Origin of the sequence: Paraglaciecola arctica BSs20135, from assembly GCF_000314995.1 — a bacterium.
GTDB lineage: Bacteria > Pseudomonadota > Gammaproteobacteria > Enterobacterales > Alteromonadaceae > Paraglaciecola > Paraglaciecola arctica.
The window spans coordinates 266419-289812 of the sequence record NZ_BAEO01000055.1 but is presented as its reverse complement, the minus strand read 5'-3'; the positions used below and the strand labels follow the sequence as shown (position 1 = coordinate 289812).

The following is a 23394-nucleotide window of genomic DNA, read 5'->3' as shown; positions in this document are numbered from 1 at the left end:
TTGCCCAAACAGGCTTAATAACTGCCGCCACCCAGCAGAAAACAATTAATATAGTCAAGCTTCGCAAATGTAATAAATACAAATTTATATCACCATAAAAGAGTGTGTTGAAAATTGCGCAGTGATTACCTTACGCTATTTTCCAATCAACTGTTTGCCCTGCAAAAAATGGCACAATGGCTTCACCATTAGGCAAAGTAACAGAATCTGGTACAGTCCAACTCTGTTTAACCAAGGTCAAATTACTCGAGTTACGAGGCAGACCATAAAAATCAGCGCCGTGGAAACTAGCAAACCCTTCTAATTTGTCCAAAACACCTAGTTCATCAAAAACCTGAGTATAAAGTTCCAAAGCACTCCACGCACTATAACAGCCAGCACAACCACAAGCATTTTCTTTGGCATGTTTAGCATGAGGTGCTGAGTCTGTACCTAAGAAAAATTGTTTTGAACCACTGGCTACCACTTTACGCAAAGCTTGTTGGTGTGTACTGCGCTTTAATACCGGTAAACAATAGTTGTGTGGTTTAACTCCACCTACCAGCAAATCATTACGGTTTAACAATAAATGTTGCGGGGTAATAGTGGCTGCGACATTATTAGCACTACTTAGAACAAAGTCAGCTGCTTCACTAGTTGTAATATGCTCAAACACCACTTTTAATTCAGGAAATGCCTGTACAATTTTAGCCATATATTGATCAATAAATATCTTTTCCCGATCAAAAATATCCACATGACTTTCTGTGACTTCACCGTGCACTAATAACAACAAACCTTGCTTTTGCATTTCTTCGAACACTGGGTACAAGGCTTCAATACCACTTACCGCTTGTGCCGAATTAGTCGTCGCGCCGGCAGGATATAACTTGGCCGCCACCACACCAGCTTGCTTAGCATCAATGATATCTTGGGTAGATGTTTGATTCGTTAAATACAAGGTCATCAAAGGCTGAAAATTGCTGCCTTGCGGTCGGGCCGCTAAAATTCGCCCTTTGTACTCATTGGCTAACTTAGCATTTACCACAGGAGGCACTAGATTAGGCATTACAATCGCCCTAGCAAAACACCTAGCAGTAGCAGGTACGGTTTCGCCAAGCATATCGCCGTCTCTAAAATGTAAATGCCAATCGTCTGGTGTAGTGATAGTAATCTGTTGCATCTTTGTCCTGCTGGAATATTCAATAAAAAACCAATTAAACTAGGTGCCTATTATGCCTCAAATTAGCATTCAAAAACTAAGACTCTAGAAACATTTATTTTTATGCCAACAAAATACGCCCCTTCGAACAAGAAGTTGCTGAATTTTTTAATAAATTAACGCACTATTACCGACCTAAATTATTCATCTATTTTGTGGAATTGTTTTATGCCTGCAGCCATCAGCCTGCTAAATGTTATCCCTGATGATAAAAAGAACTTTTTTACAAAAATCATCGTCAAATTATTAGACCGAGTTCTTGCTATCAACAAGTTAGATGGTCTGTATCGCGAAAACAACCTACACGGTTTAGACAAAACAAGCTTCGCGAAAAGCCTATTAGAAGGGCTCAATATTCAATTGTTAGGCCTTGAAGAGTTACAAGCTAAAATCCCTAAAACGGGCCCACTGGTAATCGCCAGTAATCATCCTTTTGGTGGTATCGAAGGGGTGTTTTTAGCCTGGGCCATTGAACAAGTACGCCCCGATATCAAAGTGATGGCCAACCAAGGGTTAAAGATATTTCCCGAGCTTGAAGACTATTTTATTTATACCAACCCACTATCAGAAAAAGATCCGAGAAATGCACCATCCATCCGTACTTGTCTTAAACATGTGAAAACCGGTGGAGCCTTACTTCTTTTTCCCGCTGGACGTGTCAGCTATTTTCATAAAGACACGCGGCGCATTGCTGACCATAGTTGGAATAGATTGATTGCCAGCATCGCCAACCGCACAAACGCGCACTATTTACCTATATTTGTGAGTGGCTTAAATAGCTCCTTGTTTTATCGTTTAGGGCGGATTTATTTTCGATTCCGGATCTTGATGTTACCCCGTGAACTGGTCAACAAACGCAACGCTAAGATAACTGTGACTGCAGGTGAAGCAATCGCCATTAAACACTATGCAAAGGGCATAGATACAGGCAAACAAACTGAATTGTTTAGAGCACAGAGTTATTTGCTTGATCCTGCTTGGCAAAAAGCTTGGCCTGCTGATCCTGTTGCTCAATTACAACCACTCGCAATTGAAACCAGTGGTAGCCTGATATTACAAGAAGTACAGCAACTTCCTAGTGAGCAACACTTATTCGATCACAAAGATCTGTCGGTGTACTTTGGTTATCAAAATCAAATGCCAAATACAGTGAATGAAATCGCCCGTTTACGGGAAATGGTTTTTCGTGAACATAACGAAGGCAGTGGTGAAGCACTAGATACCGATCACTTCGACGCCACCTACACTCACCTATTTGTTATAAAAACCCACACAGGGCAAATAATCGGCGCATACCGCATGGGACAAACCGACAAATTATTAGCCGACGGTAATTTAGAAAACCTGTATTTACAGCGCATGTTTGATTTTAGCCCTGACTTTGTGAATCGCAAACAACCCTGCTTAGAAATGGGACGTTCATTTTTAATCCCTGAATACCAACGTAGCTTCCAAGGTTTGTTTTTGTTGTGGCGTGGGATTGGCGCCTTTGTTTGCCAATACCCTCAATATCGGACCTTGTATGGCACAGTCTCTATTAGCAAATTATATGATGTACGCAGTGCAGCTATTATCCAACAAGCTATGGTGACGCCCACTGACAAAGTGGCACCAATAGCTCCGTTTGAACATCAGTTACACCCTGAATTACAGGATTTTGCTAAACAACATGGGCTAAAAAAGCATGTGAATGCCTTACTTAAAGGTATTGAAGCAGATGGTAAAGACGTGCCCATCCTGCTCAAACACTACAACAAACTAGGCGCGATTTTTCATTGTTTGGGCATAGATAAAAATTTTAACGATACACCTGGATTATTGCTCAGTGTGGATTTGCCTAATGCACCAGAGAAATTATTGAAGTTATATATGGGTGAGGGTTGGCAGGCATACAAAAACTAGCTTTGAGCTTTGAGCTTTGAGCTTTGAGCTTTGAGCTTCGCAAAAATTTATGTTTAACTTCAAACTGTCTACTGTTTACGGTGTGTTTCTTATAGCTAGTAGCTCGCGACTCGAAGCTATTAGCTGCTTGTCCCTACACTTTGTTACAAAGCCAGCATCTTGTTACGTAAAGCTGGTTAAAACCACCACATAATGCATGGGTATTCAATTAACTAGGAAATAAACATGCATTATTCCCCCATAAAAAAACTCTCACTTGTTGCGATATTGTCAGTCTCGTTTTCATCATTTGTTTATTCTGCAGATATTGCACGCACATTGCGCACTAATGCGGATCCAAAAACTGAGCCTGAAAATTTCTTTGAAATAGGCCTTGGTGCAGGTGTTGGAATGGGTTCATCTTTGACTGACGAGGATGGTAAAGGCGCAGGGTTAAGTGTTAACTTAAGTGGCAGTTACAATTGGAATGGTTTTTTCATTGATGTTTTTAATGAGGCATCCGAGGACGTCGTTATAGGTTACAACGCATATAATCACAATAATTGGTCATTTGATATAGTACTAGGTGCGACGGGCAATGGCATTACTAACGACACCGATGATCGTTTCGATGGTCTGAACAAAAGAGAAGGGAGTTTTTATCTCGGTGGCCGTGCTACTGGTTACTACGGCAAAAATATCATTCAACTTTCCCTTAAACATGATGTATCAGGCAGAAGCCAGGCAACCATTGCATCTGCCTTAATAGGGCGTAATTGGCAATACCAAAATTGGAATTTTCATGGCCTAGTAGGTCTGAGTTTAGCTGATAAAAAGCTTGAAGATTATTTCCTGGGTGTGAGCGAAGAAGAAGCCAATAGAACAAACTTTGCAGCGTACGACGGTAAAGCGTCTGTACACTTTAATTCATCAGTGGGTGCCACATACCTTATTTCAGAAAGTTGGGAGTTTCGAGCAACTGCTTATGCAGGCTCTGACTTTGGAAGAAATGACAGCCCATTATTTAGCAAAAAAAGAGACTTTTATACTGGCATTGGTGCAAGCATTACCTATAAGTTTTAAATAATTCAACAAACAATTATGTTGAGCGTAGAAAATAGGTAACTGGCTATTTACTTCAGTGACGATCTCAGTGAACACTACCTTATTGGGATAGATATAAGACCTGACTTCACCTTATAGTTCAGGTTTTACCTTGCTCAGAATGTTGTTGTAATGGGCTGAACTAGAATAAACTTTGATACAGGTGCGGCGTCTTAATACGCCTTTTATATTTAGTTATGACAATATTTTGGGGTGTTAAAATTAAGGAAGTAAACAGATTGTATATAGATATCAAGACACTCTCTCTGGTTGCGCTCCTTACAATCGTATTTTCATCATTCGCTTATTCATCAGATATTGCTCGCACATTGCGCACCAATGCGAGTCAAGAAAGCGAGCCTGAAAATTTCTTCGAAATAGGCCTTGGTGCAGGTGTTTGGGTGGGTTCATCTTTGACTGACGAGGATGGCAAAGGTGTTGGTATAAGCCTAAATGCGTCAGGCAGTTACAATTGGAATGGATTCTTCATAGATTTTTTCGGAGAGACTTCCGAGGAAGTTGTCGTAGGTTACAATGCATATGAACACAACAACTGGTCATTTGATGTGGTATTAGGTGGTACCGGTAATGGCATTACCCAAGACAACGACAAGGAGGGGCTTTTCGAGGGGCTTAACAAAAGAGAAGGTAGTATGCCGCTCGGTGTTCGCGCAACGGGTAACTACGGCGAAAATATCATTCAACTTTCACTCAAACAGGATATATCTGGAAGAAGCCAAGCAACCATTGCGTCTGCCTTAATAGGACGCAATTGGCAATACCGAAATTGGAACTTTCATGGTCTAGCAGAGCTAAATTTCGCAACTGCAAAGCTCGAAGATTATTTCTTCGGGGTAAGCGAAGAAGAAGCCAATAGAACAAACTTTAGCGCCTACGAAGGTAAAGCCTCAGTTAAATTCAATTCGTCCATAGGTGTCACTTATCCAATAAGTGAACACTGGATTTATCGCGCGACAGTCTCTGCAGGTTTAGGGTCAAATAATAGTCCTTTGTTTGCGAAAAGCAGAAATTTTTATATCGGTATTAGTACCAGCATTAGTTACGTTTTTTAAATGAGTAGCAGATTAATGATACTAACTAAAAAACATAAACAACGCATGCCGACTTTATTATGCTATTTCTCACTATTATTAGTGGTTTTTACATGGGCAACCTATTCTCGTTCTGCAGAATTCAACCAAAACAGTAATGAGTTGCTTGTTACACCTGAACGCTGCGTTGCATTGCGGCAAGGACAAACCTGCTATCAAGAAGTAGTTTTTAGTTGGCGCCAATCACAAAAAGGAAACTATTGCCTAATTAACCTTTTAACGAAGCATATTTTAAAATGCTGGCAAAATACCGAACAAGGAACATTTAATTTGGATTTCCAGTCAACGCAAAGTACTGACTTTGTGTTACGCGCTGAAAAACAGGAGATTGATCTGTCTAAAACACAAATTACAGTTTCTTGGGTATTCAAATCCTCTAAGCGCCCTAAATCGAGTTGGAAGTTATTTTGATTAACGAAAAAATGCAACAACACATAATGCTGGTGGAAGATGATATGTCGCTGGCCGAATGGTTTAGCGACTATTTAACCGAGCATGGTTATCTAGTGACCTTAGTTAACAGAGGAGATGCTGCCGTAGAATTAATTAGAGAGGATCAACCTGACTTAGTGGTGTTAGACATTATGTTACCCGTAAAAGACGGGTTTGATGTATGCCGAGAGGTGCGCGGTTTTTATCAGGGTCCTATTCTGATGATGACGGCCCGAGACCAAGAGATGGATGAAGTCTTAGGTTTAGAGCTTGGGGCAGATGATTATGTCACTAAACCTATTAAGCCTAGGGCCATGTTGTCGAGAGTCAAAGCCCTGCTAAGACGCGTAAACAACCAAAAACAATCGACGCCAGAAAGCGAAGACAGCCTTCAATTTGGGCAGTTTCAGCTAGACGCTCACTCCCGCACTACTTTGCTAGATGGCCGAAAAGTCGCTATTTCAACTAACGAATTTGACGTGCTTTGGTACTTGGCTCAATCAGCTGGGCAAGTGGTGAATCGTAATGAGTTAGTCAAAGCTATACGGGGCATAGATTACGACGGTTTTGACCGAAGCATGGATATCATAGTATCTAGGCTACGTAAAAAGTTAGGCGATGATGCCAACAATCCTTACAGGATCAAAACAATTTGGGGTCAAGGTTATTTGTTTGTAATAGACGCGTGGGAATAGCTTTGATGGATTTACTTTGATGAGTGCACATAGACCAATAGCAACTTGGCAGACAGCATTATGAAGAAGCTAGTCCTTTCTTTAGTTTTTGTTATGTTCACAGCCATTATATTTTTAGGTTGGTCTCTTGATACCTTATTTAATAATTATCAGGAGCAACAAACGACCGATGAATTTAGTGCCTATCGAAAAATTGTTGCCTCGTTAGCCACCACTTTAGATTCAATAGATGATACCCAAGCTTTTGTAAGCACTTGGCAACAGACCAATCAGCAACAACTAAACCTTATCCCACTGGCAGAATTTCCTCTGCCAGAAGAATTAAAGCAGGACTTCAGTCAAGGCATGTCTTTGGTGTTGGAGTCAGCCGAGCGCATCACAGTGAATCACATCATGGCATCAAAGCAACAGGTGTTAGTGTTGGCGATTGCACCTCAAGGCTCACAACAAGATAATCTAAGTTTACAAATGCTTCTCACTACAGTGTTTTATTTAGGTATTTTATTATTTGTGGGGATCTGGCTTTATCCACTAATTAAACGGTTACGGTTATTAAATAGGGCCGCAAAAAACTTTGGTTCTGGTGACTTTGGTTGGCGTATTCCAGTATCAGGCACTTCCTATGTGGCTGATATTGAAAACGAATTTAATCGAATGGCGCAAAAAATCGAAACGCTGATACAAGATAACAAGTTATTAGGCAATGCCGTATCCCACGATTTACGTACACCTTTAGCCAGATTACGTTTTGGTATCGAAGCCTTAAGCGAAACTAGCAAACCGGAAAAACAACACAAATACATCCAACATCTTAGTCAAGATATCGCCGAGATGGAACGGCTAGTCGAAGTGTTACTCAATTATGCTCGACTTGAGCAAAGCATGATAAAAGTCGACAAAGTCCCAGTAGACTTCAATCAGTTAATGGATCAATGTGTATATGGCATAGATGGTGTTGACGGCAAACAAATCAAATGGCAACCAATGGGTGAAATCACTATTGTTGGCGAGCAAAATTTTCTAGCTATGTTAATCAACAACTTGCTCAGCAATGCCCAACAATATGCATCACAATTTATTCAAGTGCGTATTTTAAAAGGACCACATTACATAGAGTTAGTAGTAGAAGACGATGGCCCAGGCATTCCAAAAGACAAACGACTGGCGTTATTACAACCTTTTACCCGAGGTCACAATAACAGTCAAAAACCTGGATTTGGCATGGGGTTAGCGATAGTGACAAGGATTGCGGCATGGCATGATGCCCAGATTAATATTGCAGAGTCTGCATTGGGAGGGGCAAAAGTATCAGTGCGATTTAAATAACCCGAATTAAGGTTAAATACTGATACTGCCCCTTCAAGCTAATGGGAGTACTAACGCAATACAATTAATGGAACGTCACAATGTTCCAACATTTTAATGGTATTACTGCCCACAAAAAACTGCCGCAACTTGGAATGAGCAAACGCCCCCATTACCATTAGCCCCACATTATTAGCGGTTTTATACTCCATCAAGGATTGGTGAATATCCCCTTCTACAAATGAAACACTTACCTCAAACCCTTCTTTTTCCATGCAATTTTTAGCCGCATCCAGTTTGTCTTTTAGATTGCTCTCATTATTCTTTACAGAAACCAAATGACAATGCAGTCCATGTAACAGGCCACCATCGATGACCTTTTGCAACGCTTTATCAGCAGTGGTCCTACCGTCATAGGCCACCATGAAAGAAGTAGGTTGTTTAAATTCTGCAGGCACAATAAGTACTGGTTGAATCGCTTTACGCAGTAAGGTTTCAATGTGTGAACCTAGAACATTGAAATTACCGTCATGATCTTCGCCACTTCGACCAATCACAATTAGGCGTGTTTTGTCATGTAGCTCTACAGTGGCATCAACAATATCACCATGTCGATGCATCACTTCTACAGTTTTGACTCCTGAACTTTCTGCTTTGTTGGCGACTGTAGTAAGCAATTCTTTGCCAAGTTGCAAAGCAACTTTGCCTCGTTGTTCGTCCAGCTTAGTCATTTCTTTAAGTAATGCTGAGCGAGCTCCAAGCCCAATAGCACCAGAAAAATCATCCGCACCATGTTGCTGTTCTTTTTCCAAGGTATGCAAAAAACACAAAGGTTTATCAAGTTTTTTTGAAGCCCAGATTGCCGCGTCAGTAACGGCGGCCGTGATTGCCGAACCATCCACACAGGTTATTATTTTTTTCATTGTTTTTCCTTAGTGTCCGCCTAACAATTTTTCGACTTCTTTAGGATCATTGTGCACCCCGAATTTGTCGACCACTGTTTCTGTCGCAGCATTCATACCGATAATACTCACGGTTGCGCCTTCTCGTCTAAATTTAATCACAACTTTATCTAAAGACGACACAGCTGTGATATCCCAAAAGTGTGCATGAGTAAGGTCAATCACCACGTTTTCAGCTGCTTCCTTAAAATCAAAAGCCTTGATAAATTGCTCAGAAGAAGCAAAAAATATCTGCCCAATGACTTTATAGACCCTGGTGTTTTCTGACGTTGAAAAATCAGACTTAACTACCATGAAACGCCCAATTTTATTAGCAAAGAACAAAGTAGCGAGCAGCACACCTATCAGTACTCCCAGAGCTAGATTGTGTGTTGCAACCACCACAACAACAGTCGCTACCATTACGATACTTGAGGAGACAGGGTTTTTACGTAAGTCAGTAATTGAAGACCAAGAAAACGTACCTATGGACACCATTATCATTACGGCTACTAGTGCTGCCATTGGAATTAGGCGCAACCACTCATCTAGGAAAACCACCATAACCAACAAAAATGCCCCTGCGACAAAAGTAGAAAGTCGACCACGGCCACCGGATTTTACATTGATAATCGACTGCCCGATCATAGCGCACCCCGCCATGCCACCAAGCAAACCGGCACCAATATTAGCGATACCTTGACCTTTACACTCTTTATTACGATCACTAGATGTATCGGTCAACTCATCGACTATAGTGGCGGTCATCATGGATTCAAGTAAACCTACAACGGCAAGGCCAATGGAATAAGGAAGGATAATAGTTAATGTTTCTAAATTAAGCGGCACATCAGGCCATAAAAATATCGGTAGGGTATCGGGTAATTCGCCCATATCACCCACAGTGCGAATGTCTAATCCCATAAACACAGCGACAATAGTTAACGACACTATACATACCAGTGGTGATGGTACGGCTTTACCTATAACCGGTAAGTACGGAAACAAATAAATAATACCCAGTCCAGCCGCCGTCATCGCATAAACATGCCATGTAACATCAGTCAGTTCCGGTAATTGCGCCATAAATATTAGAATTGCAAGGGCATTAACGAAGCCAGTTACCACTGAGCGCGATACAAAACGCATCAATTCACCTAATTTGAGATAACCTGCAAATATTTGCAGAACCCCAGTTAAGAGCGTTGCAGCTAGTAAGTATTCCAACCCATGATCTTTGACTAAAGTCACCATCAAAAGTGCCATAGCACCGGTGGCCGCAGAAATCATTCCAGGACGTCCGCCTACAAATGCGATGATAACCGCAATACAAAATGACGCGTACAACCCAACCTTTGGATCAACACCAGCAATTATAGAAAAAGCAATAGCTTCGGGGATAAGGGCTAACGCCACTACAATCCCAGCAAGCACATCGCCACGAATATTAGAGAGCCAATCTCTCTTAATGTGTTCAAGCATGTAACAACCTAATAATGTTTATCATCCCAAATTGGGAATTTTTTCTGATTTTTATAATTACGAGAGGATCTCGCGATGAACGCGAAAAACTATACCTTAGCAGGCATAGTAAAAAGGGGATATAGCTTAGGGCGGCGTATGTATCAAAGTTACATTCCAAGGCAATTTATATAGGTAGATCTTATACAACCTGCAATTTTTTTACAATGAATTACAGGATTGATTACTTTAAGTTCGAGTGAGCATACAACAGGTTTTTTGTAACTAACCAAAGCCCAAACAAACTTGGGCTTAGCAATCAGCGGTTAAGGTTAAGTAATAGTCGTTTAGCCTTCCGATGAATTTGTAGCTGTTAGCCCTGATCTAATCCGTCAAGTATCGAGCAATTGGAATTTTCATCATCATTACAATTATCGGCCAATTCTTGTAGTGATGTTTTCATTTGTTTCAGCTCGCTAATTTTACTATCGATTTCATATAAGTGTTGTTCTGCAAGTCTTTTAACTTCACGACTAGCTCTATTCGGGTTTTGCCATAAATCAGATAAAGCACTTATTTGATTCAATGAAAACCCGAGTCTTTTGGCTTGTTTAATCACACCCAATAATTTCAATTGCTGGCTGTTATACAAACGATATTGGGCGTCAGAACGGATCGCCTTGGGGATAAGCCCCGTGACTTCATAATGTCGAATCATTTTTGCCGAGAGCCCGGTTATATTAGCCGCCTCTCCGATAGTGACTAGCTTATTCATTATTACTTAGCTTTTTAGGATGCCAACGCTGTAATAGTAAGGCATTGCTAACCACAAAAAGACTACTACATGCCATCGCCGCACCAGCAATCACAGGATTAAGATAACCGAATGCCGCCAAGGGAATACCAACAGTATTAAAAATAAAGGCCCAAAACAGATTCTGCTTTATTTTTCGATAAGTTAACTTCGCCATCACTAACGTCGATGCAACCAAGTTTGGTTCACCACGCATTAAGGTGATGGCTGATGCGCTAACAGCCACTTCTGTTCCGGTTGCCATAGCAATACCCAAGTTAGACTGCGCCAAAGCGGGTGCATCATTGATACCATCACCCACCATTGCCACATAAAATCCTTGTTGTTGATATTTTTTTACAAAAGCCGCTTTATCGGCAGGCAACACTTCCGCGTGATATTCATCTAACTGCAAAATATTAGCGACAGCTTTGGCACTGGCTTGACTATCACCGGTTAACATTGCGACTTTGATCCCTTGCAACTTCAACTGTTTAACTGCCGTTTGTGAATGAGGTTTAAGCATATCGGTAAAACAAAATAGCCCCAGTAATTCTGGCTTTTCACCGCCTTGTCTGGCTAACCAGGAGACTGACGCCCCCCGCACTTCAATTATGTTTTTTGGCAACTCAATTCCCAATCCGGTCATCATCTGCTGACTTCCTAGAAATAGCATTGAATCATGCAACTTTGCTTTTACCCCCAATCCGGCAACTACCTGAAATTCTTCAACCTCTAGAGGAGAAATATTCATTTCACTGGCTTTGTTTAAAATTGCCTGCGCTAAGGGGTGTTCACTATGTTGTTGCACCGAAACCGCTAGCTGCAGCAACTCTTGTTCAGACCCAGTCAATGCCGTCATTTGACTTAACGCTGGTTTGCCTTCAGTCAAAGTCCCGGTTTTATCAAACACTACCATATTAATGGCAGTCGCTTGTTCCAGCGCACTGGCATCTTTAATCAAGATCCCAAAACGGGCGGCAGTGCCAGTACCGGCCATAATAGCAGCAGGTGTGGCCAAACCGAGGGCACAAGGACAGGCAATAACCAGTACAGCAACGGCGTTTAGAATGGCTTGTTGCCAATTACCCGTCGTCATCCCCCAAGCTATTAAGGTTATAGTCGCAAGGAACAGAACTACTGGTACAAACACCGCACTAACTTTATCCACTAATGCTTGCACTGGAGCCTTGGCGCCCTGAGCTTCTTCAACCAGTCGAATAATTTTCGCAAGGGTAGACTCTGCGCCTACACTACTGGCGTTAATCTCTAAAACCCCATCCAAGTTAAGCGACCCACCGGTCACCTTATCCCCTGTTGTTTTACTTACCGGCAGGCTTTCACCACTGATCAGCGCCTCATCCAGATGACTTTGTCCTGCAGTAACCAAACCATCAACAGGTACCCGCTCACCCGGTTTTACTTGCACCCGTTCACCGCTTTGAACTGATGCAGCCGCAACCTGTTGCCAATTACTCAAACGCCATACTATTGCCGTTGTCGGGCGCAAATTCTCCAACGCTCTTAATGCATCGGTGGTGCGCCGTTTGGCTTTGTGCTCTAGGTATTTACCAACAAGAACCAAACTCAAAACTACACTACTACTTTCGAAATATAAGTGCGCAACACTCTGATTTTGAGCACTGAGCCACCATAAATAAACGGATAATCCATAAGCAGCACTTGTTCCTATCGCAACCAACAAATCCATATTACCAGTTCGGGCCTTCAACGCTCCCCAAGCAGCACGATAAAACCGTGCGCCAAAATAAAACTGTACCGGTGTTGCCAACAACCATTGAACTAGCGCAGGCAACATCCACTCTTTACCAAACAGCATGCCAACCATGGGAAAAACCAGAGGCAATGAAAGTAAACTGGCCGCTACGGCCGGAAACCAATCTGCCGAATAAAACTTAGTGGTAACCTCGCGATTAGGCGACTCGTTACTAACAGCCAAAAGTTCGTATCCGGCATTACTCAAAGTACTAGCCACGTCAGCCTCAAGCAAATCGTTAATCAATATTAGCGAGACTTGTTCTGTCGCAAGATTGACATTGGCTTTAAGCACCTGAGGCAACTTCAGCAAAGCTTTCTCCACACGCCCTGCGCAGGAAGCACATGTCATTCCCGAAACTCCATAGCTGGCGTTAGTTGTTGGAACTTGGTAACCCGCGTCTGTAACCGCCATGACTAAATCTTGAAGATTAGCGGTGCCCTTAACAGTTGCCGTTTCAACTGCCAGATTCACACTGACATTTTCAACACCGCTGACTTGAGCTAGTTTTTTTTCAACCCTACCAACACAAGAGGAACAGGTCATACCGGCAATTTTTAACTGTATAGTGCGACTCATACACACCTCCATTTAGGCTCTCATTATTTAATATGAGGCATGGTAAAGCTTACCATCATGGTAAGGTCAAGCATTACTTTCTTAATTTGGCTTAGTACTAGGAAAGGCTATAAATTTTTGCACTCAAAAGAAGTAAAAATAGATTTGCGGTCACAAACTGCGGTTATACCAATCCGTACAATTAAAAATGACTCTATTTACAGGCAACTTGTCATTTGTTGTAGCCACGTTATATTGCCATTCATAATCACTTATGCTTTAAATAACTGCACCTAAAACACCATTTTCCCTATAATGCAGCTCTAAATTGAAATCGGTAACCTAAGAACTTAATTACACTAGTCATTAGGATTGAAAAAATGCATCACAAAGTCAAAATCACAATATTCCACAGAATTTCACGAACACTAGTGCTATTTATTATTTGGCTAACTATTTGTGCTGATATTAACGCCCAATCAATAGAAAAATTAGAAACGACTCTGTCATCCTTATCAGCTGAACAACAAATTAGTCTGTTAAATGATCAAAAACAACTTGCTCAAAAAGCATCCGTTGAAGAACAAGCTCGTTATTGGTATTTATTAGGAACCGCCTACGACCAGAATGATCAAATTCAGCAAGCTATTGACGCCTATAGTACCGCAATCAATATATCAGAAGCGCAGCAATTACCTTTAACCGACACCTTGCCCAGAAGCTACGTTGAGCGCTCATATATGAAATATATTCAGACTTATGATCCCAAGGTGTATTGCGAGGACCGATTTAAGGCACTGGCATTATCACGGCAATTAGCTGAGCCTGAACTACTAGTAAAAGTATTGATCCAGGCCGCTTTTTGTTTTGGCAATGAACCTGAAAAATTGCCACAAGGACTAGCCTTGTTAGTTGAGGCCATTGAAGTGGCCGATAACAATGAGTTTGAGGAAAGTCCTTATGGCATGATACATAATGCCTCTGGTAATCTGTATCAACAAAATCAATTATTTGATAAAGCCTACGAGTACATACAAAAAGCCTACGATGCATGGGCCAAAATAGACGATTACTCTGACATGTTTAATATGCAACATACGCTGTTGGCACTGGCTATTGAAATGAAAAATTTTGCTGCTGCACAACAACATCTAGATAAAATGTTTGCACTGGCAAAAGCGCAACCTCAATTTAACGATTTTACATTTTTTAGCCACTACAACGCTGGCATCCTTGCCTATTTTCAACAACAACTGCCTTTATCTATTACCGAGTTTGAAAAGGCAATTGCACTTCGCAATACAACTAAAGAACAACACTTTGTGGTGCAGTCCTTGAACAATTTAGTCATTGCCTATTTCAAACAAGGCTTAGATACACTGGCACAATCTACATTAACCCAACTACTAATAGACTCACCAAATAAAACCAAATGGCCATTGGCCTTGCAAGGTATAGAACAGTTTTATGCTGGAAATCACAATACTGCTATGCAATTAATGGCCTCGGCAATCAGCGCCGAAACAGACAAAAGGCGCTCCTTCATTGAACAATATCAACGCGCTGCCAAAACATTGCTTAATGACAGTATCACTGAATTAGATAACAAAGTACTCCAACAAGTCTTAGAAATTAATCGCCTACAACTGGCTGAAGAACAAAGCCAAAAACAACTCGCTCAAACAATTATTTTTATAAGTGTTGTGGTTGTGTTCGCCCTAATTGGTTTTTTGATACACCTACTTAAAACCCGACGACTTTTTAAACATCGTGCACAAATTGATTATCTGACACAAATAGCTAACCGTAGAACTATTTTTGAGCTGGGATATATCATGCTCGAAGATGCCCAATCGAACAAAAAGCCACTTTCATTATTAATGCTCGATGTCGATAATTTCAAACTCGTTAACGATACTCTTGGTCATGAATTAGGCGACAAAGCACTTAAATTAGTCAGCCAGCGATCACTTAATTGTTTGCGCCAACTTGATAAAATTGGCCGAATTGGCGGTGAAGAATTTATGGTATTACTGCCCGGCACCGGCGCAACTTTAGCCCATGAAATTGCAGAAAGGATCCGTATCGAAATTGAAAGTGCACCACTGTATAACAACGAGAAACCTCATATATTAACAGTGAGTATAGGCACAGCTACGGTTTTAGAAGATGACACTCTTGAAAGTACTATGGCACGAGCAGATAAAGCGCTGTTTACGGCTAAAAAGGAAGGTAGAAATCGGGTGATAATGGCGAGTTAATGTGGCTTTAATGCTTATAAAACTTACAATTTTAAAGCCACACTCTTTGCATCGTTAGTTTCATTATTCAGAATGGCTTGCAACCAGTCTCGCGCTTCATCAATTGTTTGAAAAAAGCATAATTTACTTACGCAGCCCTATAACTTGTTGCTGGTATTCTTGACCATCTCTAAATTTTCAGGCCCTGCACCTTTTATAATAAGTACCTGACCTTCAACTGATAAGTGCAATTTACCCTGTGCTGGATATCTACTTAATACCTCCCTGTATTTGCGGTATTTCTTGTATTCACACGCTTTGGTTAAACATTTATAAAGCTCGTTGAGAGAAAAGATAATGTTGCAACTAAGGACTATACCTTTTTAACAAACTCCGATTTCAATTTCATGGCGCCTATACCATCAATTTTACAATCGATATCATGATCACCATCCACCAAACGAATATTTTTCACTTTTGTTCCGACTTTGACAACCAAAGAAGACCCTTTTACTTTGAGATCTTTAATGACAGTAATAGTATCGCCGTCAGCAAGTAGATTACCGTTTGAATCTTTTATTACTTTTTGGTCTTCGTCGACTTCACCAGATTGTGGCCATTCATGAGCACATTCTGGACAAACAAACATATCCCTGTCTTCATAGGTAAAAGCTGAATCACACTGGGGACAATGGGGTAAATCACTCATGAAAAAAATCCTTACTACAAAAATTTATTGAAAATAATTGCGACAATTATCCGCGCTTTGCAACACAATTACCAGCCTCTAAGTCCTCCCACCTGCAATAGACAAACTCAGAAAACTAATAGGAGTAAATATTTGCTAGTCTGAATTAGTTAACATGGTTTGCGTTTATGATTTTGCATCCTGGTTCAATTCAAAACCATAAATTCAAAATGGAGTTGGATAAAACCAAGCTAAATGCAGATCTAAGTAGGGATTAATTAAGCTTGTTGGCGCATGAAAGTCGCGGTACTTGGTGCAATACCAAAATTACTTTCTATCTTGCTGCCTAATAAAGAATTGATCACCGCAAGTAATGAAAAATGATGAATTGCATGACTAGAAACAAATACCAATTCGCGGGCTAAAGTAGATTGGGTTTGACTATTTTGGGTTTTATTAACTGAGGTTTCGCAGGCTACGGTTAAGGGCATATTGGCATCTAGATAACTGACTTCTTGTAACCATTGCTCAATTTTTTGCCACTCAAGCAGTGCAGTTTGAGGACAGGACTCAAGGCTAGAATAACGATTTCGTTTATTATAATTAACCAAACCTTGGTTTATTCCATCTTGTAATGCCAAATAGTGATCCAATATATGCCGCATATGTGTGCCAGCGCTGCTAACAAAATGGGGTTTGAGCACAAGCTGATAATTTTCAGCGGTTAAATCCTGCAAAAACTCTTTGGCCTGTTGAACCGTTTCTAATTGGCCTTCAAGTGCAATGGCATTATTGAGCATGTGTTACCTGTTTTTTTATTGATTTGATTTCACTTCATGCTCCTAGTGACCATGGGAAATCCGAATATATTTCATATTACACAAGTAAAAATATGTTTGTATCACAAATGATTCACATTGATTACCTACCCTAAATAATAACTGTAGATAACAAGCATTACTAATCATTCGACATTAGGCTATATAATTTGCGCTGCATTTTGTTTGTATTGTTTAGGGGTTTGTCCAAAGTGTTTCTTAAACACCGCGTATAAATATTGAATCGAGGGATAACCACAGGAACTCGCTATTTCAGCTAATTCAGTGTCTGTCTCAGTTAACATTTTGCAGGCTTTATTTAACTTCTCATTGTGGATTTCAGTATGAATACTATGACCACATTCTTGCACAAAACGCTGTTCGAGATTTGACCGCGAGATGCCAACATAGTCAATCACCTGTTCGACTTTAATACCTCTGCAGGCATGTTGACGGACATAATGCATAGCCTGGATCACATAAGTGTCTTGTAGTGCTTTAAAATCCGTTGACTGACGTTGAACTATACCAATTGGCGGTACAAGCACCCGTGCTAATGATTTTTTTTTGGCTTTCTGCTCAGATGATTTTTCCGCCGCCTGCCGATTTAATAGCCGATGCAATAACTTTGCAGCCTGAAACCCCATATCAAAGCAACCTTGGCTGACCGAACTTAAACTCACCCGACTTAAGTTACGGGCAATGTCGTCGTCATCAATGCCTACAATTGATACTTGGTCGGGCACCAAACGATGGGTTTTATCACAGGCTTGCAATAAATGTCTGGCTCTTGCATCAGTGACCGCAATGACACCAACAGGTAATGGTAAACTTTCAATCCAGTCAGCGAGTCTATTCATGCTGTAGTGCCAAGTATCAGGTTGTGTTTTATGGCCGCGATACACAGAACAACTAAACCCGTCCTTCTCACATAAAGCAACAATTGCTCTTTCTCGTTCCAAAGCCCAACGGTGTTCTTTATCAGGTGGAAAACCATAAAAAGCAAAACGTTGTAACCCTTTTTGTTTAAGGTGTTGATAGGCACAATTTACGACTGCCTCATTGTCAGTGGCCACATAAGGTACATCAGGGTAATCGTCGGCGGATTGATATGAGCCACCTACTCCGATTACAGGAATAGCTAAGTCAGTTAGTGCTGCTTGCATATCCGGATCGTCAAAATCAGCAATAATCCCATCGACTTCCCAATTATCGAGATTATTCAGACGTGCCAAACAATCTTCTTCTAGGTACACATCCCAATCCACTTTTGTTGATTGTAGATAGTGACCAATCCCTTCTATTACTTGACGATCGTAAACCTTATTAGCATTAAACAATAAGCTAATACTATATTGCCTGTTCTCTTGACCACTCACCCTGCTGTATAATCTGAACTCGGATTAAATAGCTACTCCTCAAATTAACCTAGGTATCCTTGTAGTTTTCTTTGTTACAATCATAATATTAATTCAATAGCTAAAAGAGAATTTGATGAAAAAAGCATTAAGCATTTGTGTTTTATTACTACTGCTGATTGCTGGCGGTGCGTATTATATGTTGAGCGGAGCGGGTGATTTTATTCGTACCCAAATAGAACAACAAGGGAGTACATATCTTGGCACAACTGTGTCGGTCTTCAACGTAGACTTGGCTCTGACTGAAGGGCGAATGACCATTAAAGATCTGGACATAGATAACCCTAAAGGCTTCAGCGATGAAGACGCATTCAGTGTCGATTCAATCACTCTAGATTTAGGCGAAGTGTACAAAGAACCTTATGTAGTTCAGACAATCAGTATCAATGCACCAGAAATTCTCTATGAAGTAGACGCCAGTGGTCAGGGTAACTTAATGGCGCTGAAGAAAAACTTAACAGCCAATCTACCCAAAAGTGAAACAACGTCAAAAGATTCCGCTAATCCTTTGATTATTGTTGAAAACGTTACAGTAAGTAAGGTTCGACTCAAGCTCAATTTTGAAAAACTGTCTACTGGCGACTTTAAAATAGAAACAAAAGCATATGAAGTTACCTTACCCACTTTCAATGCTGGTCCTATTGGCCAACCTAATGGTATGCCAGCAGATCAAGTAGGCGCTGCTGTGATTAATGCCATGTTAGATAACGTGATTGCTGCAGCTAAGTCTGAAGCCAAAAAACGCTTGGCAGAAGAAGCCAAGAAAAAAGTTAATGAAGAACTAGATGAACAAAAGGATAAGCTGTTAGAGAAAACCAAAGATAAACTCAAAGGTTTGTTTAATTAAAATAGAAGTCATTCATAACAGCAGGTTTAGCCCATAAACCTGCTGACATTTTGCACAAAAGATAATACATCACCTCCTTTACAACGAGATAAACGAAGTCAGGTTTTAGTGTTGTCAGATAGAGGCGCAAAAATAAAGATGCAAGACGGCAAGTCTTAAGCCAAGTTCAGCTTATGTAATTATTGCCAAATGATTATTCACCTAGCAGCACGTCGAATCCACCATATATTAAACGTTTACCATCAAAGGGCATTGGATTATTTTCTGGAGCCATTCTTGGATCTTCCATAATTGCTTCCCACCCAGCATCACGAACTTCTTTCGACGGCCATACAACAGTAGAAAAAACCACTGTTTCACTTTCGCTGCATTTTACCGCCATTGGAAAAGAAGACACTTCACCATCAGGGATGTTATCTCCCCATGCTTCAGTAATCTTTAAAGCGCCATGATCCTTAAACACCACGCCTGAAAGTTTCGCATGCTCAAGGTATTTTTCTTTGTTTTCTGTTGGAACCGCGGCCACAAAGGCATCAAGGTAAGACATATCACTCTCCTAGTATTCACTTCGCTGATTAAGGTTTATTAAGTGCTCTCGAACAACTAACAAAAGGATATAGCTATATATCAGCGCACCAATAAGCACCTAAAATATTACCAAATATCATACACCAGCAAAGTAAAAACGAAACCATATTTGGAGCAGGATATTGAGCATTAGAGTTTTTGGGAAATTCCAATACTCAGGCGAATGATTACATAAGCTTCGTCTAACCTTTTTAAGCAACTATATATTGACTTAGATCAGCAAACCTTTTAAAGTTTCAATAATTACTGAAACTTCAGAAGGTTTGTACTATGAAAATGACACCTATGATTGAAACCTTCGTTATGCACTTTGGTGAAATGGGCAGTCGCTGGGGGTTTAACCGTACGGTTGGGCAAATGTATGCCTTGTTGGTGATCACCAAAGATCCAATTAGCGCCAATCAAATTGCCGAAGCTTTAAGTATTTCTCGCGGCAATGTGAGTATGGGTTTAAAAGAGTTGCAGTCTTGGCAATTGATCCAACTTCATCATAAACCTGCAGATAGAAAAGATTATTTTCAGACCAATGGCAGTATTTGGGATATGGCCAATCGAGTGTTCGAAGAGCGTCGTAAACGAGAAATGGATCCTACCTTGTCTTTACTCAGAGATATTTTACTTGATACTCCCGCTAATCCAGAAGAACAACACGCCCAAGAAAAACTCCAAGAAGTGCATGACTTACTTGAAGGCATCACTAAGTGGTCGAGCGAGTTGCAGCGTTTGAGCCCAGAAAAACTCGATACCTTGATGAAGTTAGGTTCGGGTGTGGGCAAAGTTTTGGATATGAAAGATAAATTACTGAAACGAAGTAACGAATAATACCTGCGGTAGTCCTCAAACTATCAACTAATCAAATTTTTTCACATTATAAATGAGGTGTCCCATGGATGACGTCTTCCTGTTGTCTCGCTTACAATTTGCGATAAACATGAGTTTCCATATTTTATTCCCCAGCATCACTATCGCACTAGGCTGGTTCTTATTTTACTTTAAATTACGCTTTAATCTAAGTGGCCATCCCGTCTGGATGCGAGTATATCGCTTTTGGGTCAAAGTGTTTGCCCTTACATTTGCCCTAGGTGTGGTAAGTGGTATCACCATGTCATTTCAATTTGGTACCAATTGGCCTGGCTACATGGAAACTGTGGGCAATATTGCAGGACCACTTTTAGGCTACGAAGTTTTAACCGCATTCTTTTTAGAAGCGACCTTTCTGGGCGTGATGTTATTTGGTATGCACCGAGTGCCTAGTTGGTTACATACTTTAGCGACTTTATTGGTAGCAGTGGGAACAACTCTTTCTGCTTTTTGGATTATTGCACTTAATTCTTGGATGCAAACCCCAACGGGTTTTGAAATGCGTGATGGTGTAGCTCATGCGTTGGATTGGTGGGACATCATTTTCAACCCATCTTTTCCTTACCGTTTAAGCCATGTTTTATTGGCGTCAGCGCTAAACGCAGCGTTTTTAATAGCGGGCATATCCGCCTATCGTATTATCCGCGGGGATAATAAAAAAGCCCCAAAATTAGCCTTAAAAACAGCCATGTTTGTTGCTGCTTTACTTGTGCCTTTACAAATATTTGTTGGTGACTTACATGGTTTAAACACCCTTGAACACCAACCACAAAAAGTTGCTGCAATGGAAGGCATTTGGGAAACCCAAAAAGCAGTACCTATGTTGTTGTTTGCAATACCAGATGAAAAGACTCGCACTAATCATTTTGAATTGGCCATTCCTAATCTTACTAGCATCATATTAACCCACGATCCAGAAGGAGAAGTACAAGGTTTAAATGACTTTATTGGCGAACACCCCCCTGTTAAACCAGTATTTTATGGGTTTCGTATCATGGTAGGTATAGGCATGTTAATGCTTGTCATCGCTTGGCTCACCAGTTTCAAATTAATCCGCAACAAACAACTAAGTAAGGGCATGTTATATAGCCTGATTGCCATGAGTTTTTCTGGGTGGATAGCCATCCTTGCGGGTTGGTATGTTACAGAAATTGGCCGTCAACCTTATTTGGTTTCGGGCCTGTTAAAAACCTCAGAGGCTGTCACCGACATTGCTCCTGAAAATGTGATGTTTAGCTTTATTTTGTATCTATCAGTCTATGTTTCTTTATTAATTGCTTATTTGCACACACTATTTTTAATGGCACGAAAAGCGGTCGAAATAGAGGATATTCAACCTGAAGAAAGACTTCACCAAAAAGGTTTCCACACAGCAAACACAACCGAAGGAGCCACATTATGATCGCTGACGCTAACTTACCGGCTATTTTCGCAGCTTTGATGGCATTGTCTGTCATAGTTTATGCGATTTTAGACGGCTACGATCTGGGGGTAGGTATATTGTTACCTCTTAACAATGATCAACAAGCAGACCAAATGATTGCTTCTATAGGCCCCTTTTGGGATGCCAATGAAACATGGTTGGTAATGGCTGTAGGTTTATTATTGATAGCCTTTCCAACCGCGCACAATGTCATTCTAAAAGCCTTGTATATCCCATCAGCCATAATGTTAGTAGGGTTGATACTTAGGGGGGTCGCATTCGATTTTAGAGCCAAAGTGGCACAGGTTAATAAACACCGCTGGAACCAAATTTTCAAACTCGGCTCCTGTATTGCATCCTCCAGTCAGGGGTATATGTTAGGTAGCTTTGTGATGGGGTTTGAAGCATCTTTTATGGCTTATGCATTCGCCGCATTAAGTGCGCTAGGTGTCACTTGTGCATATGCATTAATTGGCAGTACTTGGTTAATATTAAAGACCTCTGATGACTTGCAATTACGCGCCATAAATTGGGCCAAAATAACCGGAAAAATCAGTTTTATTGGAATATTAGCAGTATGTATTGTGAATCCGCTTATCAATCAATTTGTATTTGAACGCTGGACCACCGCACCTTTCGCCTATTTTATGGCTATTGTGCCATTTGTTTGTTTTACCTTATTTTTAATTGGTCATTTAGTATTAAAACAATTACCCCTAAAAGATGACAGTGGTTGCTGGTTACCCTTTCTAATAACAGTAGTGGTTTATGTATTTTGTTTTTGTGGTCTTGCCTTTAGCTTTTACCCATATGTAGTACCCGGCGAGTTAACCATTTGGCAGGCGGCAAGTGCTCCTGAATCACTACGTTTTATTTTATATGGAGCGTTAATCGTTATCCCCTGTATTTTGGCTTACACAATATTCTCGTATCGGGTATTTTGGGGAAAAGTGCAAGATTTAAAGTATTACTGAGCATACCAATCAACACACAATCATTTTAAGTTGGGCATAGGTATTAAACTCTTGCCCACCTTTACTCTTGGACAGGTTAATATTGACTTACTTTATGTAAGAAACGCTATGTTGTTTCTGTAGACGATTGGCTATATGATATCGTTCTAATATTGTCGCCTTTTATATACATTTAAAGGCGATGAAGCCAGACACAGTAAGGGTTTTGGGTATTCATATATGCTCAGTTAATCGTACTTAAGTCGCGAAAGCACTGGTACGGATCTTTATGAGGAGG

20 protein-coding genes are annotated in these 23394 nt (G+C 40.6%); 11 read left to right on the top strand and 9 right to left on the bottom strand.

Annotated features, from left to right (window positions below; genetic code table 11):
• Positions 1 to 130 precede the first annotated feature (130 nt).
• On the bottom strand, positions 131 to 1162 hold the full coding sequence (gene pyrC, locus GARC_RS18415) for a dihydroorotase (RefSeq protein ID WP_007623042.1): 1032 nt from the start codon (positions 1160 to 1162) through the stop codon (positions 131 to 133).
• 207 nt (positions 1163 to 1369) lie between these two features.
• Here pyrC and GARC_RS18410 point away from each other — a divergent pair, with 207 nt between their 5' ends.
• The 6 genes from GARC_RS18410 to GARC_RS18385 all read left to right on the top strand — a co-directional run bounded on the left by GARC_RS18410 (position 1370) and on the right by GARC_RS18385 (position 7751).
• A complete protein-coding gene (locus GARC_RS18410; protein ID WP_007623040.1) occupies positions 1370 to 3103 on the top strand; it encodes a lysophospholipid acyltransferase family protein in 1734 nt (577 codons plus the stop codon).
• A 225-nt stretch (positions 3104 to 3328) separates the two neighbouring features.
• Entirely contained in the window at positions 3329 to 4165 is an 837-nt protein-coding gene (locus GARC_RS18405) for a MipA/OmpV family protein (RefSeq protein WP_007623037.1), read from the top strand.
• Positions 4166 to 4425: 260 nt separating this feature from the next.
• Complete coding sequence (locus tag GARC_RS18400; RefSeq protein ID WP_007623035.1) at positions 4426 to 5259, top strand: MipA/OmpV family protein; 834 nt, start codon at positions 4426 to 4428, stop codon at positions 5257 to 5259.
• 15 nt (positions 5260 to 5274) lie between these two features.
• A complete protein-coding gene (locus GARC_RS18395; protein WP_007623034.1) occupies positions 5275 to 5709 on the top strand; it encodes a DUF3019 domain-containing protein in 435 nt (144 codons plus the stop codon).
• Between the two features lie 11 nt (positions 5710 to 5720).
• Complete coding sequence (locus tag GARC_RS18390) at positions 5721 to 6425, top strand: response regulator (RefSeq protein ID WP_039990066.1); 705 nt, start codon at positions 5721 to 5723, stop codon at positions 6423 to 6425.
• A 60-nt stretch (positions 6426 to 6485) separates the two neighbouring features.
• On the top strand, positions 6486 to 7751 hold the full coding sequence (locus GARC_RS18385) for an ATP-binding protein (protein ID WP_039990008.1): 1266 nt from the start codon (positions 6486 to 6488) through the stop codon (positions 7749 to 7751).
• 50 nt (positions 7752 to 7801) lie between these two features.
• Here GARC_RS18385 and GARC_RS18380 read toward each other — a convergent pair whose 3' ends face one another.
• From GARC_RS18380 to GARC_RS18365, 4 genes are all read right to left on the bottom strand, one after another.
• On the bottom strand, positions 7802 to 8653 hold the full coding sequence (locus GARC_RS18380; RefSeq protein ID WP_007623028.1) for a universal stress protein: 852 nt from the start codon (positions 8651 to 8653) through the stop codon (positions 7802 to 7804).
• Between the two features lie 9 nt (positions 8654 to 8662).
• The gene (locus GARC_RS18375) at positions 8663 to 10153 is read right to left on the bottom strand and encodes a SulP family inorganic anion transporter (protein WP_007623026.1); all 1491 of its coding nucleotides are present in this window, start codon (positions 10151 to 10153) and stop codon (positions 8663 to 8665) included.
• Between the two features lie 352 nt (positions 10154 to 10505).
• Complete coding sequence (gene cueR / locus GARC_RS18370) at positions 10506 to 10907, bottom strand: Cu(I)-responsive transcriptional regulator (RefSeq protein WP_039990006.1); 402 nt, start codon at positions 10905 to 10907, stop codon at positions 10506 to 10508.
• Complete coding sequence (locus GARC_RS18365) at positions 10900 to 13281, bottom strand: heavy metal translocating P-type ATPase (RefSeq protein ID WP_007623023.1); 2382 nt, start codon at positions 13279 to 13281, stop codon at positions 10900 to 10902. The genes cueR and GARC_RS18365 overlap by 8 nt, the downstream gene beginning before the upstream one ends.
• 359 nt (positions 13282 to 13640) lie before the next feature.
• Between GARC_RS18365 and GARC_RS26050 the strand changes: the two genes are divergently transcribed.
• Complete coding sequence (locus GARC_RS26050; protein ID WP_007623009.1) at positions 13641 to 15521, top strand: diguanylate cyclase; 1881 nt, start codon at positions 13641 to 13643, stop codon at positions 15519 to 15521.
• Between the two features lie 352 nt (positions 15522 to 15873).
• On the opposite strand, the gene GARC_RS18355 is transcribed toward GARC_RS26050, so the two are convergent.
• The 3 genes from GARC_RS18355 to GARC_RS18345 form a co-directional block, all read right to left on the bottom strand.
• Complete coding sequence (locus tag GARC_RS18355; protein WP_007622999.1) at positions 15874 to 16209, bottom strand: zinc ribbon domain-containing protein YjdM; 336 nt, start codon at positions 16207 to 16209, stop codon at positions 15874 to 15876.
• A gap of 257 nt (positions 16210 to 16466) precedes the next feature.
• Positions 16467 to 16988: a hypothetical protein gene (locus GARC_RS18350; protein WP_007622998.1), complete on the bottom strand. Its 522-nt coding sequence runs from the start codon at positions 16986 to 16988 to the stop codon at positions 16467 to 16469.
• A gap of 179 nt (positions 16989 to 17167) precedes the next feature.
• Positions 17168 to 18385: a XylR family transcriptional regulator gene (locus tag GARC_RS18345; RefSeq protein ID WP_007622996.1), complete on the bottom strand. Its 1218-nt coding sequence runs from the start codon at positions 18383 to 18385 to the stop codon at positions 17168 to 17170.
• Positions 18386 to 18500: 115 nt separating this feature from the next.
• Between GARC_RS18345 and GARC_RS18340 the strand changes: the two genes are divergently transcribed.
• Entirely contained in the window at positions 18501 to 19271 is a 771-nt protein-coding gene (locus GARC_RS18340) for an AsmA family protein (RefSeq protein WP_007622994.1), read from the top strand.
• A 193-nt stretch (positions 19272 to 19464) separates the two neighbouring features.
• Here GARC_RS18340 and GARC_RS18335 read toward each other — a convergent pair whose 3' ends face one another.
• Positions 19465 to 19818, bottom strand: a complete 354-nt coding sequence (locus GARC_RS18335; protein ID WP_007622992.1) for a DUF1428 domain-containing protein — start codon at positions 19816 to 19818, stop codon at positions 19465 to 19467.
• A 311-nt stretch (positions 19819 to 20129) separates the two neighbouring features.
• Here GARC_RS18335 and GARC_RS18330 point away from each other — a divergent pair, with 311 nt between their 5' ends.
• From GARC_RS18330 to cydB, 3 genes are all read left to right on the top strand, one after another.
• On the top strand, positions 20130 to 20681 hold the full coding sequence (locus GARC_RS18330) for a GbsR/MarR family transcriptional regulator (RefSeq protein WP_007622990.1): 552 nt from the start codon (positions 20130 to 20132) through the stop codon (positions 20679 to 20681).
• Positions 20682 to 20745: 64 nt separating this feature from the next.
• Entirely contained in the window at positions 20746 to 22122 is a 1377-nt protein-coding gene (locus GARC_RS18325; RefSeq protein WP_007622988.1) for a cytochrome ubiquinol oxidase subunit I, read from the top strand.
• Positions 22119 to 23117, top strand: coding sequence for a cytochrome d ubiquinol oxidase subunit II (cydB, locus tag GARC_RS18320; RefSeq protein ID WP_007622986.1), 999 nt, complete (start codon positions 22119 to 22121; stop codon positions 23115 to 23117). Before GARC_RS18325 ends, cydB begins: the two co-directional genes overlap by 4 nt.
• Positions 23118 to 23394 lie beyond the last annotated feature (277 nt).

Coding starts and splice junctions, on each gene's coding strand:
- GARC_RS18365 (WP_007623023.1), bottom strand. CDS start 13,281: ATGAGTCGCACTATACAGTTAAAAATTGCCGGTATGACCTGTTCCTCT.
- GARC_RS18410 (WP_007623040.1), top strand. CDS start 1,370: ATGCCTGCAGCCATCAGCCTGCTAAATGTTATCCCTGATGATAAAAAG.
- GARC_RS18330 (WP_007622990.1), top strand. CDS start 20,130: ATGAAAATGACACCTATGATTGAAACCTTCGTTATGCACTTTGGTGAA.
- GARC_RS18405 (WP_007623037.1), top strand. CDS start 3,329: ATGCATTATTCCCCCATAAAAAAACTCTCACTTGTTGCGATATTGTCA.
- GARC_RS18380 (WP_007623028.1), bottom strand. CDS start 8,653: ATGAAAAAAATAATAACCTGTGTGGATGGTTCGGCAATCACGGCCGCC.
- GARC_RS18375 (WP_007623026.1), bottom strand. CDS start 10,153: ATGCTTGAACACATTAAGAGAGATTGGCTCTCTAATATTCGTGGCGAT.
- cydB (WP_007622986.1), top strand. CDS start 22,119: ATGATCGCTGACGCTAACTTACCGGCTATTTTCGCAGCTTTGATGGCA.
- GARC_RS18390 (WP_039990066.1), top strand. CDS start 5,721: ATGCAACAACACATAATGCTGGTGGAAGATGATATGTCGCTGGCCGAA.
- GARC_RS18355 (WP_007622999.1), bottom strand. CDS start 16,209: ATGAGTGATTTACCCCATTGTCCCCAGTGTGATTCAGCTTTTACCTAT.
- GARC_RS18385 (WP_039990008.1), top strand. CDS start 6,486: ATGAAGAAGCTAGTCCTTTCTTTAGTTTTTGTTATGTTCACAGCCATT.
- GARC_RS18325 (WP_007622988.1), top strand. CDS start 20,746: ATGGATGACGTCTTCCTGTTGTCTCGCTTACAATTTGCGATAAACATG.
- GARC_RS18350 (WP_007622998.1), bottom strand. CDS start 16,988: ATGCTCAATAATGCCATTGCACTTGAAGGCCAATTAGAAACGGTTCAA.
- pyrC (WP_007623042.1), bottom strand. CDS start 1,162: ATGCAACAGATTACTATCACTACACCAGACGATTGGCATTTACATTTT.
- GARC_RS18395 (WP_007623034.1), top strand. CDS start 5,275: ATGATACTAACTAAAAAACATAAACAACGCATGCCGACTTTATTATGC.
- GARC_RS18340 (WP_007622994.1), top strand. CDS start 18,501: ATGAAAAAAGCATTAAGCATTTGTGTTTTATTACTACTGCTGATTGCT.
- GARC_RS26050 (WP_007623009.1), top strand. CDS start 13,641: ATGCATCACAAAGTCAAAATCACAATATTCCACAGAATTTCACGAACA.
- GARC_RS18335 (WP_007622992.1), bottom strand. CDS start 19,818: ATGTCTTACCTTGATGCCTTTGTGGCCGCGGTTCCAACAGAAAACAAA.
- cueR (WP_039990006.1), bottom strand. CDS start 10,907: ATGAATAAGCTAGTCACTATCGGAGAGGCGGCTAATATAACCGGGCTC.